11 protein-coding genes are annotated in these 14,376 nt (G+C 65.4%); 8 read left to right on the top strand and 3 right to left on the bottom strand.

The genetic code is table 11. The features are described from left to right. The first annotated feature begins 112 nt into the window (after nt 1–112). The 5 genes from AKN83_RS22610 (at nt 113) to AKN83_RS22590 (ending at nt 6,413) form a co-directional block, all read left to right on the top strand. Nucleotides 113–955 (top strand): IclR family transcriptional regulator, encoded by an 843-nt coding sequence (locus AKN83_RS22610; RefSeq protein WP_050404621.1) that lies wholly within the window; start codon nt 113–115, stop codon nt 953–955. A 191-nt stretch (nt 956–1,146) separates the two neighbouring features. Further along, complete coding sequence (gcl, locus tag AKN83_RS22605; protein WP_050404622.1) at nt 1,147–2,934, top strand: glyoxylate carboligase; 1,788 nt, start codon at nt 1,147–1,149, stop codon at nt 2,932–2,934. Nucleotides 2,935–2,973: 39 nt separating this feature from the next. Beyond that, the gene (gene hyi, locus AKN83_RS22600) at nt 2,974–3,759 is read left to right on the top strand and encodes a hydroxypyruvate isomerase (RefSeq protein WP_050404623.1); all 786 of its coding nucleotides are present in this window, start codon (nt 2,974–2,976) and stop codon (nt 3,757–3,759) included. A 25-nt stretch (nt 3,760–3,784) separates the two neighbouring features. Beyond that, entirely contained in the window at nt 3,785–4,672 is an 888-nt protein-coding gene (locus AKN83_RS22595; protein WP_050404624.1) for a 2-hydroxy-3-oxopropionate reductase, read from the top strand. A 148-nt stretch (nt 4,673–4,820) separates the two neighbouring features. Next, on the top strand, nt 4,821–6,413 hold the full coding sequence (locus AKN83_RS22590; protein WP_050404625.1) for a gamma-glutamyltransferase family protein: 1,593 nt from the start codon (nt 4,821–4,823) through the stop codon (nt 6,411–6,413). A 53-nt stretch (nt 6,414–6,466) separates the two neighbouring features. On the opposite strand, the gene AKN83_RS22585 is transcribed toward AKN83_RS22590, so the two are convergent. The 3 genes from AKN83_RS22585 to AKN83_RS22575 form a co-directional block, all read right to left on the bottom strand. Beyond that, nucleotides 6,467–7,207 (bottom strand): TetR/AcrR family transcriptional regulator, encoded by a 741-nt coding sequence (locus tag AKN83_RS22585; protein WP_050404626.1) that lies wholly within the window; start codon nt 7,205–7,207, stop codon nt 6,467–6,469. A gap of 142 nt (nt 7,208–7,349) precedes the next feature. Further along, nucleotides 7,350–8,570 carry an amidohydrolase family protein gene (locus AKN83_RS22580; RefSeq protein WP_050404627.1) on the bottom strand — a complete coding sequence of 407 codons (1,221 nt, stop codon included), beginning with the start codon at nt 8,568–8,570 and terminating at the stop codon, nt 7,350–7,352. Nucleotides 8,571–8,587: 17 nt separating this feature from the next. Beyond that, nucleotides 8,588–9,571 (bottom strand): polysaccharide deacetylase family protein, encoded by a 984-nt coding sequence (locus AKN83_RS22575; protein WP_050404628.1) that lies wholly within the window; start codon nt 9,569–9,571, stop codon nt 8,588–8,590. Between the two features lie 157 nt (nt 9,572–9,728). Between AKN83_RS22575 and AKN83_RS22570 the strand changes: the two genes are divergently transcribed. The 3 genes from AKN83_RS22570 to AKN83_RS22560 are packed head-to-tail and all read left to right on the top strand — an operon-like array spanning nt 9,729 to nt 14,363. Then, entirely contained in the window at nt 9,729–10,916 is a 1,188-nt protein-coding gene (locus AKN83_RS22570; protein WP_172803591.1) for an ABC transporter substrate-binding protein, read from the top strand. A gap of 40 nt (nt 10,917–10,956) precedes the next feature. After that, complete coding sequence (locus AKN83_RS22565; RefSeq protein ID WP_050404629.1) at nt 10,957–11,832, top strand: branched-chain amino acid ABC transporter permease; 876 nt, start codon at nt 10,957–10,959, stop codon at nt 11,830–11,832. Continuing rightward, complete coding sequence (locus AKN83_RS22560; protein WP_050404630.1) at nt 11,829–14,363, top strand: branched-chain amino acid ABC transporter ATP-binding protein/permease; 2,535 nt, start codon at nt 11,829–11,831, stop codon at nt 14,361–14,363. The genes AKN83_RS22565 and AKN83_RS22560 overlap by 4 nt, the downstream gene beginning before the upstream one ends. Nucleotides 14,364–14,376 lie beyond the last annotated feature (13 nt).

Here is a 14,376-nt window from a genome sequence, read left to right as displayed (position 1 = left end):
GAATTCTGCCACCTTGACTCTCATGATTTTTGGTATGCCATATGCCAGTTGTGACGCTCGTTATCGGCGAGCAATTTCGTTCTGAACCGCAACCGGTTAGGGGCAGGTCGTGATGAAAAGAGAGCCGATCCGGCGCAAGCCGTCCGATCCCGAAATTCGCGCGCAGCCGGACCACGACGTGCGAGACGGCGGCGTTCAATCAGTCGATCGCGCGCTGCAAATCATCGAAGCGCTTGCAGAGGATGACGAAGGCTATCGGCTGACCGATCTTGCAATCCGCATCGGCTTGCCGCCGTCGACGGCTCATCGGTTGCTGACGACGCTGGAGAATCGCAGGTTCGTGCAGTTCGACCGCGAGGAGTCGAAGTGGCACATCGGCGCGCAAAGCTTCGTGGTCGGCTCGACCTTCATGCGCCGGCGCAATTTTTCCGCGCGGGCTTTGCCCTATCTGCGCAAGCTGCGCGACCAGACCAGGGAAACCGCCAATCTTGCCGTGGTCGACGATGATTCCATTATCGTCGTCTCCCGCATCGAAAGCCGGGAGATCATGCGCTCGCTGACCAAGGTCGGCGGACGCGTGGCGTTGATCGCTTCGGGGGTGGGCAAGGCGGTGCTGGCCGCATATTCCGACGCCGACATCAACGCCATCATCCGCCGGCGCGGCATGCCGCGCCTGACGGAGAAGTCGATCATCCGGCCGGGCGAGCTGTTCAGGGAATTGGAGACCGTGCGGCGCCAGGGCTATGCGGTGGACGATGAAGAGGCGCGGCTCGGCCTGCGCTGCGTGGCCGCGGTCGTCTTCAACGATTGCAGCGAGCCGTTCGCTGCGGTCTCGGTTTCGGGCATGGCCGACCGGTTGGCGGACGATCGCTTGCCAGAGATCGGCGCCATCGTGCACCAGATCGCAGCCGAGCTCTCGGCAGAGCTGCGCGGGAGCAGTGGTACACAACCGTAGCAGACGTGGTGCTTGCTGCTGTTCTCGTGCTCGCCGTTTTCCATGCTTTCGCAGGCGCTAATCGCTTGGAGACACGCAGGAAATCGCAAGCGCTGCCACTGGGCGGAAAATCCAATCGATTGCGTTGAGATCGATGATCGCGGGCCTGATGATCATGCTCAGGCCAACTCATAGCGAGGCGGGATCATCAGATGAAGATGCGAGCAATCGATGCAGCAGTGCGCATTCTCGAGCGTGAGGGGATCACCTGCGCGTTCGGCGTTCCCGGCGCCGCGATCAATCCGCTTTACTCCGCGCTGAAGCGCAACGGCGCGATCCGGCACATTCTGGCGCGCCACGTCGAAGGCGCCTCGCATATGGCGGAGGGCTACACCAGGGCGAGAGCGGGCAATATCGGCGTCTGCATCGGCACATCGGGTCCCGCCGGAACAGACATGATCACCGGCCTCTATTCGGCGATCGCCGATTCGATTCCGATTCTCTGCATCACCGGTCAGGCGCCGCGGGCGCGGCTCTACAAGGAAGATTTCCAGGCCGTGGACATCGAAGCGATCGCAAAGCCGGTGACGAAATGGGCCGTTACCGTGCGCGAGCCGGCGCTGGTGCCGCGCGTGTTCAGCCAGGCGTTCCATATCATGCGGTCGGGGCGGCCGGGACCGGTGCTCATCGATCTTCCGCTTGATGTGCAGCTGGCCGAGATCGAGTTCGACGATGAGACCTATTCGCCGCTCCCGGTCTATAAGCCTGCGGCGACGCGCAAGCAGATCGAGAAGGCGCTCGACATGCTCAACGCCGCCGAGCGGCCGCTGATCGTGGCCGGCGGCGGGGTGATCAATGCCGATGCGTCCGAACTGCTGGTCGCGTTCGCCGAAGCGGTCAACGTTCCGGTCGTGCCGACGCTGATGGCGTGGGGCGCCATTCCGGACGATCACGCGCTGATGGCCGGCATGGTCGGCCTCCAGACCAGCCATCGCTACGCCAACGCCACGATGCTCGAATCCGATTTCGTGCTCGGCATCGGAAACCGCTGGGCCAACCGGCATACCGGTTCGATCGAGACCTACACCAAGGGTCGCAAATTCGTCCATGTCGACATCGAGCCGACGCAGATCGGACGGGTGTTCAATCCGGACCTCGGCATCGTGTCGGATGCCAAGGCAGCGTTGGAATTGTTCGTGACCGTCGCCAAGGAGTGGCGGAAGTCCGGCAAGCTGCGCGACCGGCAGGCCTGGCCCGCCGCTTGCCGCGACCGCAAGCGCTCGATGCTGCGCAAGAGCCATTTCGACAACATCCCGATCAAGCCGCAGCGCGTCTATGAGGAGATGAACAAGGCATTCGGCCGCGACACCTGCTACGTGACCGTGATCGGGCTGTCGCAGATCGCCGGTGCCCAGTTCCTCAACGTCTACAATCCGCGCAACTGGATCAATGCCGGGCAGGCGGGCCCGCTCGGCTGGACACTGCCCGCCGCGCTCGGCGTGCGCGCCGCCGATCCGAACCGCGACGTCGTCGCGCTGTCGGGCGACTACGACTTCCAGTTCCTGATCGAGGAGCTTGCGGTCGGGGCGCAGTTCAATCTGCCCTACATCCACGTCGTCGTGAACAATTCCTATCTCGGGCTGATCCGGCAGGCGCAGCGCGGCTTCGACATGGACTATCATGTGCAGCTCTCGTTCGAGAACATCAACGCGCCCGAGATCGGTGTTTACGGCGTCGACCATGTGACGGTCGCGGAAGGGCTCGGCTGCAAGGCGATCCGCGTCACGGATCCGAACGAGGCACAGGCCGCGTTCGCGACCGCGCGCGAGCTGATGGCCAAGCACCGCGTGCCGGTGGTGGTGGAGTTCATCCTCGAGCGGGTCACCAACATCGCGATGGGAACGGAGATCGACAACATCGTGGAATTCGAGGAGGTGCTCGATCTTCCGCTCGATGACGTGCCGAGCGCACAACGATCCGGCACGCTGTTGCCGGCCTGACGAAACCATCCAGCGCTGCCCGAAGCGGAGATACCAGCCGTGCCTCAATTTGCCGCCAACCTCACCATGCTCTTCAACGAGCTGCCGTTCCTCGACCGGTTCGCCGCCGCCAAGGCGGCCGGCTTCAACGCCGTCGAGTATCTCTTTCCATACGAGTTCGAAAAGGGCGCGTTGCGCGAGGAACTGGCGCGCTGCGGGCTCACCCAGGTGCTGCATAACCTTCCGGCCGGCAATTGGGCCGCCGGCGAGCGGGGCATTGCGATCCTGCGCAATCGGGTCGATGAATTTCGCGACGGCGTGGTGCGCGCGATCGACTATGCGAAGGCGCTGGATTGCCGGCAGCTGAACTGTTTGGTCGGCATCGCCCCCCCCGGTGCGGATACGGCAGACCTGCGCGAGACCCTGGTGTCCAATCTGCGCTTTGCCGCCGCTGCGCTCGGCCAGCACGGCATCAAGCTCCTGATCGAACCGATCAACACGCTGGATATTCCCGGCTTCTTCCTCAGTGGGACGGAACAGGCGGTGCAACTTACCTCCGACGTGGGCTCATCCAATCTGTTCATCCAGTACGACATTTATCACATGCAGATCATGGAAGGCGATCTGGCGCGGACCTTGCAGAAGCATCTCGACCGGATCGCGCATGTCCAGCTCGCCGACAATCCCGGCCGCAACGAGCCGGGGACCGGCGAGATCAACTATCCCTTCCTGTTCAAGCATCTCGACAGCATCGGATATCGCGGCTGGATCGGATGCGAATACAAGCCGCGGACGACCACGCCCGAGAGCCTCGCCTGGCATGCCGCGCAGACTTTCGTGACTTAATCAGGCTGACAGGAGCGACGACAACATGAAAGACATCGGGTTTATCGGGCTCGGCACCATGGGACGTCCGATGGCGAGCCACCTCCTGGCCGCCGGCTATCGCCTGTTCCTGCACGAGGTCGCGCCGATTCCGCCGGAGCTGATTGCGGCGGGTGGCGTAGCTTGCGAATCCGCGAGGCAGGTGGCGCAGGAGACCGATGCCGTGATCATCATGGTGCCGGATACGCCGCATGTGGAAGCCGTGCTGTTCGGTCAGGGCGGCGTCGCGGAGGGCGTCTCGAAGGGCATGATCGTGGTCGATATGAGCTCGATCTCGCCGCTGGCGACCAAGGAGTTTGCGCGCAAGATCGATGCGCTCGGCGCCGACTATCTCGACGCGCCGGTCTCCGGCGGCGAGGTCGGCGCAAAGGCGGCAAGCCTGACCATCATGGTCGGCGGGCGGGAGCGCGCGTTCAACGCGATGAAGCCCCTGTTCGACGCGATGGGGAAGAATGTTACGCATGTCGGCGGCAATGGCGACGGCCAGACCACCAAGGTTGCGAACCAGATCATCGTGGCGCTGACCATCGAGGCGGTGAGCGAGGCCCTGCTGTTCGCGTCCAAGGCGGGCGCCGATCCTGCGCTGGTGCGCAAGGCGTTGATGGGCGGCTTTGCGTCGTCCCGAATCCTCGAAGTGCACGGCGAGCGCATGCTGAAGCGCAATTTCGATCCGGGCTTTCGCATCGAGCTGCATCAGAAGGATCTCAACCTCGCGCTGGAAGGCGCGCGGGCACTCGGATTGTCGCTGCCGGCCACAGCCGCCGCGCAGCAGCTGTTCAACGCCTGCACCGCGCTCGGCGGCAAGGCATGGGACCATTCGGCTATTCTGCGGGCACTGGAAGTCATGGCGGGTCACGAGGTGGCGGCTGCCTGAGCTTCATGCAATGGTCACGGTGCCGACTTCGATGGCCGACCTGATGAGGGTACCGACGGCCCGGCACCCGTATCGCAAAGGCCGATCTCTGGCGCCTTGACACGGTAAGTAAAAATATTATTACATACCGTGCTTGGGAGAGAGGCTGATGTTGCAGACAAAACGAAGCTATGGCGGCATGGTGACCGCGCCGCACCATTTGGCGGCGCAGGCGGGGCTCGCGGTCTTGTCGGAAGGCGGCAATGCCATCGAGGCGATGATCGCCGCGGCGGCGACGATTGCCGTGGTCTATCCGCACATGAACGGCCTCGGCGGCGACAGCTTCTGGCTGGTCGGTCGCGCCGGTTCGACGCCGGTCGGAATTCAGGCCTGCGGACGCGCAGCGATGGCGGCGGATCGCAACTGGTATCGCGAGCGCGGCTGCAGCAGCATTCCCGGCCGCGGCCCGCTCGCCGCGCTCACCGTCGCCGGTACCGTCGACGGCTGGCAGAAGGCCTTTGAACTCAGCCGCGATCGTCATGACGGGCGGCTGCCGATGGCGCGGCTGCTCGAGCCCGCTATCCGGCATGCCGAGGAGGGCGTAGCCGTCACCAGCACGCTGCATGAGAACATCCGCAAGAAGCGGCATGAGCTCGAAAACGTGCCCGGCTATGCCGAGGTCTATCTGCCGCAAGGCACCCCGCTCGCGGTCGGTGCGCGGCTGCGGCAGCCGCGTGTCGCGGCGACGCTGCGGCGTCTGGCCAAGGCCGGGCTGTCCGATTTCTATCGCGGCGAATTGGCGCGCTCGATGGCGGCCGATCTCGAGCGCGTGGGGAGCCCGCTGCGATTGGCTGATCTCGAGCGGCATCAGGCATCGCTGGTGACGCCGCTCTCGGTCGATGTGTCCGGCCACAAGGTCTTCAACATGCCTCCGCCGACGCAGGGGCTGGCCTCGCTCCTGATCCTGGCGCTTTATGCCCGGCGCATGGCCGACGAAGCCGACGGCGTCGATCATCTGCACAGGCTCGTCGAATGCACGAAGGCCGCGTTCCGTATTCGCAATGGCCATGTGACCGATCCCGATTACATGAAGCGCCCGGCCGCCGAATTCCTGTCCGAGCAATCGCTGGCTGCGCTTCACGAAACGGTATCCGACCGTCGCGCCGCGCCGTGGCCCGATCCGTCCAAACAGGGCGATACGGTTTGGCTCGCCGCGACCGATCGCAACGGGCTCAGTGTCAGCTTCATTCAAAGCGTCTACTGGGAATTCGGCTCGGGCGTCATTCTTCCCGAGAGCGGCGTCACCTGGCAGAACCGTGGAACGAGCTTCAGCCTCAGCGAGAGCGATACCAATCGGCTGGATCCCGGACGCCTGCCGTTCCACACCATCCAGCCGGCGATGGCCGAGCTCGGCGATGGACGGCTGATATCCTTCGGCACGATGGGCGGAGAGGGGCAGCCGCAGACCCAGGCTGCCATCTTCTCCCGTTACGCCATGCACGGCCAAGAGCTGCAGTCCGCGATTACGGCGCCGCGCTGGCTGCTTGGTCGCACCTGGGGCGAGGAAAACAACAATCTGAAGATCGAATCCCGCTTCGATCCCGCGATCATCGAACAGCTCCGCACGCTCGGTCACGACATTCAGGTAACCGGTCCGTTCGAGGAGTTCATGGGACACGCCGGCGCGATCGTCTGGCATCCGGACGGCCTGATGGAAGGGGCCAGCGATCCGCGCAGCGACGGCGTCGTTGCGACCCGCTGAGGGTCGTTCCGACCGCATGATCCGCACGACACCGCGTCGTGCGGCTGGACCTCCTAGCGGGCCGGCTTGCCGAGGCGCGCCGTCGCCTTCGACGCTGCTGACTTGTGCTTGCGATCCCCGACCGGGGCCGTCAGCCAGGTCAGGATCATGTCCTGCGCATGCTCGCGGCGCCGTGCAAGCCAGTCCGGAGCGCCGAGGTCCTTGTCGAACATCGCCGACAATGTGTAGCGGTTGGACACGTGGAAATAGCTCATCGCCGTGATCGAGACATAAAGCTGGATCGGATCGACATCACCGCGGAACAGGCCGGCCGCGACACCGCGGCGCAGAATGCTTTCGATGCTTGCGACCAGCGGCAAAGTGAGATCGGCAATCTTGCGCGACTTGCGCATGTTGCGTCCACGCTGAAGATTCTCGGTGTTGATCAGGGCGATGTAGTTCTGGTGTTGCCCGAAGAAGGTGAACGTGAAGTCGATCAGCTCTCTCATCGCGGCGATCGGCTCGAGATCATCCAGTTTCAGCTGCTGTTCGGCCGCGCGAATTTCGGTGTACACGTCCTCGAGGACGGCAATGTAGAGCCCGTTCTTGTCGCCGAAATAGGCGTAGAGCAGGCGCATGTTGGCCTTGGCGCGCTGCGCAATCGCCTCGACGCGTGCGCCGCCGAGGCCGTTGTGGCAGAACTCGAAGGTCGCCGCGCGCAGGATCGCTTCCTTGGTGAGCGCCGAGTCGCGAGGCCGCTTTCCGCGCGTGTTGGTGCGGATAGGGCTGGTCTGTGCTGCTGTCGTCTCTGTCACGGCGTCAACCTTGCCTGGGCTCGGGTACTCACACAAGGCAGATCCGCATCAGGCCATATCGGGCAGCGGACCGGTTCCCGGCGCAAGCAGCTGGGATTGAGATCGGCATTGCGACGGTTCGTCAAGTGCGATTCCTCCATGTTCACTGCTTCCGGGCGCCGGCTGCTACCATCACGCCGCCACGCGCGACGAGCCGGCCGGCCTTGTAGACATCGCGTGGCTTGGGACGCGCGACCACGGCTTCCTGGACGTGCCGGGCATCCAGCACGACGAAATCCGCCGCTCCGCCGACGGTGAGGCCGTAATCCTTCAGGCCAAGCGCGCGCGCTGCGTTGGTCGTCACCATGTCGAAGGCAGCGGCCAGTTGATCGTCCGTGTTGAACCCGGAGCGATAGCCGACCATCATCGCGCGTTCGAGCAGGTCGCCGTCACCATAGGGCCACCAGGAATCACGGATGTTGTCGTTGCCGGAGAACACGGTGACGCCGGCATCGCGAAGCAGCAACACGGGCGGAAACAGCCGCGCGCCCGGGGCATTGGTGAGAATGGCGACGCCGGCCTCGGCGAGCTGCTGCGCGGTCCGTTGAACCACATCGACAGCCACTTCGCCGAGCGCGTAGGCATGACTGATCGTGACCCTGCCGCCAAGGCCCGATGCCTTGGTCCGCCGCGCGATTTCCTCGATTTCCGAGATGCCCTGCAGACCGCCGTCATGCAGGTGGATATCGATGCCGACGCCCTGCCGCTCGGCGATCCCGAAGACGACATCGAGATGCCCGGCGACGTCGCCATCGTGGCCCGCGGGATCGAGTCCGCCGACCAGATCGGCGCCGCCGCGCACGGCTTCCTCGAGCAATTGGGCCGTTCCGGGCGATGTCAGGATGCCGCTCTGCGGAAACGCAACGATCTGGATCGAAAGCTTCTCGCGGTGCGCTTCCCGCGCGGCGGCGATCGGTTCGAAATGCCGCAAGCCAACCTCGGCGTCGACATCGACATGGCTGCGCATCTGAGTGGTGCCCTGCGAGACGCAGAGGTCGATCAGGGCTGCGGCGCGAACCGGGATCGGCTTGGCGCCGGCGAGGGCTTCCTTCTCGAACTTGACGCGCTCGCGCACGTCGAAGCCCGCGGTGCAGGGCCGGTGCGGTTTCCAGTCGTCGCCGATGAAGCATTTGTCGAGGTGGATGTGACCTTCGACCATGCCGGGGAGCACCAGGTGCCGGCCAAGATCGCGTGTTTCGCCGACGGCGCCATAGCTTTGCGGGGACGGCGCGATCGCCACGATCTTGCCGCCGCGCACGGCGATTTCGACCAGCCGGCCGTCGGTCAGCCGCGCGTTCTGGAAGAGTGTGTCGATGGCTGTCAATTCGGGTCTCCGGTTTCTTATGTCGGCACGATGCCGTCGGGCAGGGTGCGGGAAAATGCCGCGATCTCGCCGGCGGTGGTGATCCAGATGTCCTCGCGCCTTGCGACGATTGCTTGCAAGGCGCGCCGCAGCGGCCGCAGCCGGTGCGGCTGGCCGACCAGATAGGGATGCAGCGCGATGCCCATCACCAGCGGCTGCTTGGCGGATTGCGCCAGCATCTCCTCGAATGTGTCCGCGATCATGGCTGCAAACTGTTCGCCACTGTCCTTGCGTCCGACAATCGAGGGGATGTCGTTCAGTTCCTGTGGATAGGGGACGGACAGGATCCGCCCGCCATCCCTTGTCGCGAACCACACCGGCTGATCGTCCATGCACCAGTCGAGCAGGTAGTGGTAGCCCGCTTCGGCGAGCAGGTCCGGCGTCACGGCGGATTGCGAGATCCACGGACCGAGCCAGCCAAGCGGTCGCCGTCCCTCGGCGTGCGCGATGATATCGGTCGCTTCCACGATCAGTTGCTGCTCCTCGGCAGCTGAGAGCACGCCCTGGCGTTCGGAATTGGTCCGTCCATGGCCGACGACCTCGTCGCCGCGCGCGCGAAATGCGTCCATGACTTCCGGGCAGTAGTGATAGATGCTGCTGTTCGCGAGCACGGAGACCGGCAGCGTCAGCTCGTCGAACAGATCGATGAGCCGCCACACGCCGACCCGATTGCCATAATCGCGCCAGGCGTAATTGAGCACATCCGGATGCGGACCGCCCGGGCAGAGCTCGGCGCCAAGTCCGTCGCCGAAGGCGAAGTGCTCGAGGTTGAGCGCGACATAGACCGCGAGCCGCTTTTCCTCCGGCCACGCGAAGTCGGGTCGGCGCGAGATCGCGCTGTAGCGGTAGCGGTCGTGAGAGAGGAGTGCGCGCGCTGGATCCGGCGCTTGCGCCGATGTTGCACCGCCGAGAACGCCACGCGAGGTGGCTCGCTCCGGCTCCGCTGCAAACTGCCGCTCCATTGCAATCTCCACTCGGCACGCAATCAGCCGCTTGACATTCGCCAATTTGTGAAGAAAGTTTTTACTTCCGTCAAGGCCGCGGAGACAGCGGCAGCGGACCAGAGGCGGCTCGGGAGCCGTTGGAGCGGGAGGAATTGCAGAAATGAGCTACGCTTGTATGCCCATCACCAGTTTGTGCCGCCGCGTCGTCTTGCAGGGCGCGCTCGCCATTCTCATCGGCTCTGTGTCGCTTGCGGAGCGGGCGCGGGCCGCCGAGCCGATCAAGATCGGCCTGGTTACCGCGCTGTCGGGCCAATCGGCGCGCGCCGGCGAGGCGTTGACCCGCGGCGCCACCATCGCGATCGAGGAGATCAACGCCAAAGGGGGCGTGCTCGGTCGTCCGCTGGAGCTGGTGCGCCGCGACGATGAGAGCAATCCCGCCAAGGGCTTGACCGCCGCGCGCGAACTGATCCAGCGCGAGAAGGTCGCGGTGCTGCTCGGCGGTCTCGATACGCCGGTCCAGCTTGCGATCGTGCCGTTCGTCAACAACGTCAAGATGCCGTTCGTGGTGCCATGGGCCGCCGGAACCAACATCACGCAGAACGGCGCCGCGTCCAACTACGTGTTCCGCGTCTCGGCGATGGACGACGAGGTCGACAAGGCGATCGTCGCGTTTGCCGGCAAGACCTTCGCGGCCAGGAAGCCGGGCCTCATCCTCGTCAACAATCCCTGGGGCGAATCCAACGAGCACGGCCTGCGCGCGGCGCTGAAGGCGGCCGGGATCGAACCGGCGGGTGTCGAGAAATTCGAGGCGAACGACGTCGACGTAGTCGCGCAACTGTCCCGGCTCAAGCAGGCCGGCGCCGATTCCCTGTTCCTGGTCGGCAATGTCGGTCCAGCCTCGCAGGTTGTGAAATCGCTCGACCGGATGGGCTGGGCGCCGCCGATCGTGTCGCATTGGGGACCGGCCGGCGGCCGCTTCACTGAGCTCGCCGGGCCGAGCGCCGAGAGCGTCGTGTTCGTGCAGACCTACAGCTTCTTCGGCAACCTCTCGCCGGTCGGCAAGCGCGTGCTCGCCGAGCTGCAGGCGAAGTATCCGGACATCAAGGGCGCGGCGGACGTGACGCCCGCGGTCGGCTTCGCCAACGCCTATGACAGCGTGCTGGTGATCGCCGGTGCGATCCAGAAGGCCGGCAGCACCGATCCGACCGCAATCCGCGACGGCTTCTACGGAATCGACCGGCTGGAAGGCCTGATCAAGACCTATGAGAAGCCATTCGCCCAGGACAAGCACGATGCGCTGACCGCGCAGGACTACATCTGGGCCCATTTCGAAGACAACCACATCCTGCCGTTCAAGAACTGACGGCGGCGGTCGTCCAGCAAGCAGATCGGGGTGATCATCGATGTCGTTTCTTTCGGCGATAATAACCGGAATGGCGCTGGGGAGCATGTACGGTCTGCTCGCGCTGGGCTTTCACGTCACGTACGCCGTGTCCGGCACGGTCAACTTCTCGCAGGGCAGCTCGATGACTCTGGGCGCCGTAGCGGGATTCTTCTTCCTCATCTTGTGGGGCTGGCCGGCCGCGATCGGCATTCCTGCGGTGCTGCTGGTCTGCGCGGTTTACGGCGTCCTGATCGAACGCTTCGCGGTGCGTCCGTTCGTGCTGCGCGGGTCGGACAACTGGCTGATGGCGACCGTTGCGGTCGGCATCATCGTCGACAATGTGATGCTGTTCGTGTTCGGCAAGGAGCCGCGCAGCTTCCCGTCGATGCTCGCGGCGAAGCCGATCCAGATCGTGGAGGGGGCAGGGGTCTACCCGCTGCAGCTCCTGATTCCCGTGGTCGGCCTTCTGCTTGCGCTGGCGCTGCATCTGATCACCCGCCGCACGCGGCATGGCGTCGCGATGCTGGCGGTGGTGCAGAACCCCAACGCCGCGCGGCTGATGGGCATCAACGTCAGCGGCGCCATTGCCGCGAGCTACGCGGTGTCGGCGATGCTTGCCGGCGTTGCCGCACTGTTGATCGCGCCGCTGTTCAACGTCTCGTCCGAGATGGGTACGCTGTTCGGCATCAAGGCGTTCGCCGCCGCGATCATCGGCGGTCTCGCCAGCGCCTGGGGCGTCATGCTGGCCGGATTGTGTCTCGGCCTGATCGAGGTGTTCGCGACCAACTATCTCGGCTCGGTCTACACCCAGATCATCACGTTCGCTTCCGTCATCGTCATCCTCGTCGTCATGCCGCACGGGCTGCTTGGCCGAGCTGGAGTTAAGAAGGTATGACCTCTCGCGCCTCCTTTCTCGTCGCCGTCGCGGCGCTCGCGGTTGCCATCGGCTACGCTGCGGTCGCGGACAGCTATTCGGTGTTCCTGATCGCGACGATCTCGCTGACGGCGATCGGCTGCATCGGCCTCAACGTCCTGCTCGGTCTCGCGGGCCAGATCTCGCTCGGCCATATCGGCTTCATGGCGATCGGTGCGTACACCACCGTGCTGCTAATGGAGAAAGCCGGCTGGCCTTACCTCGCCGCGACGGCGGGAGCCATCGTGCTGGTCAGCATCGTCGGCGGGCTGCTCGCGATGCCGGCGCTGCGCGTGCGCGGGCCGTATCTGGCGATGGTGACGATTGCCTTCGGCTTCATCGTCGAACATGTTACGATCGAGTGGCGCGATCTCACCGGCGGCGGCAACGGCCTGATGCTGAGCGCGCCGCCGAGCGTGTTCGGCTATGCGCTGTCCGAGCGTTCGCTTGCCATCGCCGGCGTCGTGCTGGTGTTTGCCGGCCTCATCCTGTTCGAGCGCCTGAAACGCAGCGGCTGGGGCTATGCCATGCGTGCCGCCCGCGATACCGAGGTCGCGACGCGCTCGCTCGGCATCGACCTGGTGCAGGTCCGCGCCATTGCCTTCGTGATCTCGGCGGCCGCGATGGCGCTGGCCGGTGCGCTGTTCGCGCCGCTGCAGGGCTATATCAGCCCGAGTTCGTTTCCGTTCCTGCAGTCGGTGCTGCTGTTGTTCGCCGTGATGGTCGGCGGCGCCGGCTCGGTGCTCGGTCCGGTGATCGGCGCCGCGCTGGTGGTGCTGCTGCCGGAAGCGCTGTCTGACCTCGCCGAGTATCGCCTGCTGGCGTTCGGCGTCTTGCTGTTCGTCGTGCTGCGCGCCGCGCCCTCCGGCATCGTCGGCCTTGCAGAGCAGCTCGCCGCAAGGCTCCTGCCGGCGCGCAAGCCGGTGGCGGAGCCCGCGATCGCGGCGGCGGATGCAGATGCGGCGATCCTCGAGACCCGCAACGCGGCGGGGCTCGACGTGACGGATCTGTCGATCTCGTTCGGCGGCGTGCGCGCGGTCCGGGGTGTCTCGTTCAAGGCGGCGCCCGGTGCCGTCACCAGCATTATCGGTCCCAACGGCGCCGGCAAGACCAGCGCGCTCAATCTGCTCTGCGGCTTCTACCGGCCGCAGGCGGGGACGGTGAAGCTCGGCGATCGCGACGTCACGGGCATGACGTCGCATCTGCTGGCGCGGGTCGGCGTCGCCCGCACGTTCCAGACCACGCAGCTGTTCGGCTCGCTCACGATCCTGGAGAACATTCTGCTGGCCGAGCGGGTCGGCCGGCTCGGCGGCGTGGTCTCCGCGCTGCGCAACGCGGAGACCGAAGCTTTCGCCCGGTTCCTGCTGCGCTTTGCCGGCGTCGATGGCGATGTCGATCGCCTTGCGGATTCGCTGTCCCATGGCGAGAAGCGGCTGGTCGAGATCGCGCGTGCGCTGGCGTTGCGGCCGCGCATCCTGCTGCTCGACGAACCCGCGGCGGGCCTGTCGAAGGGCGACAAGCAGCGCCTGACCGCGCTGCTCCGCCGGATCGCCGATCTCGGGATCGCCGTCATCATCGTCGAGCACGACATGCCGATGATCATGTCGCTGAGCGATCTCATCGTCGTGCTCGACGGCGGCAAGCGCATCGCGATCGGCGACGCGGTGGCGATCCGCAACGATCCGCTGGTCCGCAAGGCCTATCTTGGCGACGCCACGCCCGGCGAGAAGAGCCGCGCGCCGCGGCCGGCGCGGCAGGGCACCGCACTCGAGGTCAAGGCGCTCGATGCGTTCTATGGCCTGTCGCGCGCGCTGAACGGCATCGATCTGGTGGTCGCGCCCGGCGAGGCGGTCGCGGTGCTCGGCGCCAACGGTGCCGGCAAGACCACCCTGATGCGGTCGATCGCCGGTCTCGAACCGCCGCGCGCCACGGGCGAAGTGCGGCTCGCCGAGACCCGCATCGACAGGATGCCCGCCCATGTCCGTGCCCGTTCCGGCGTCGTGCTGGTGCCGGAAGGGCGGCAGGTGTTTCCGGAGCTGACGGTGAAGCAGAACCTGCAGCTCGGCGCCTATGCGCGCAAGGGCATCGACCTCGATGTCGAGATCGAGGCGATGTTCGTGCGCTTCCCTCGGCTGAAGGAGCGCATCGACCAGCGCGCCGGCCTGTTGTCCGGAGGCGAGCAGCAGATGCTCGCGGTGGCGCGCGGCCTTCTGACCGGGCCGAAGATCTACATGCTGGACGAGCCGTCGCTCGGGCTGGCGCCGCTGGTGGTCGATGAGTTGTTTGCGTCCTTTGAGCGGTTGCGCAGCGAGGGCATGACCATCATCGTGGTCGATCAGATGGCAGGCCATGCGCTGGCGCTGGCCGACCGGGCCTATCTGCTGGAGACCGGTGCGATCCTGAAGAGCGGCGCTGCCGATATCATCGCCGAGGATCCGTTGCTCGAGGCGGCCTATCTCGGTGGCGAGGTCCAGGCTGGTGCGCCGCAGCGACTCGCGGCCCAGGCACGCTAGCGGAGGCGGGGGC

It is taken from the genome of Bradyrhizobium embrapense (assembly GCF_001189235.2).
Lineage (GTDB): Bacteria > Pseudomonadota > Alphaproteobacteria > Rhizobiales > Xanthobacteraceae > Bradyrhizobium > Bradyrhizobium embrapense.
The sequence above is the reverse complement of the archived record's forward strand: the minus strand, read 5'-3'. Positions and strand labels throughout refer to the sequence as shown.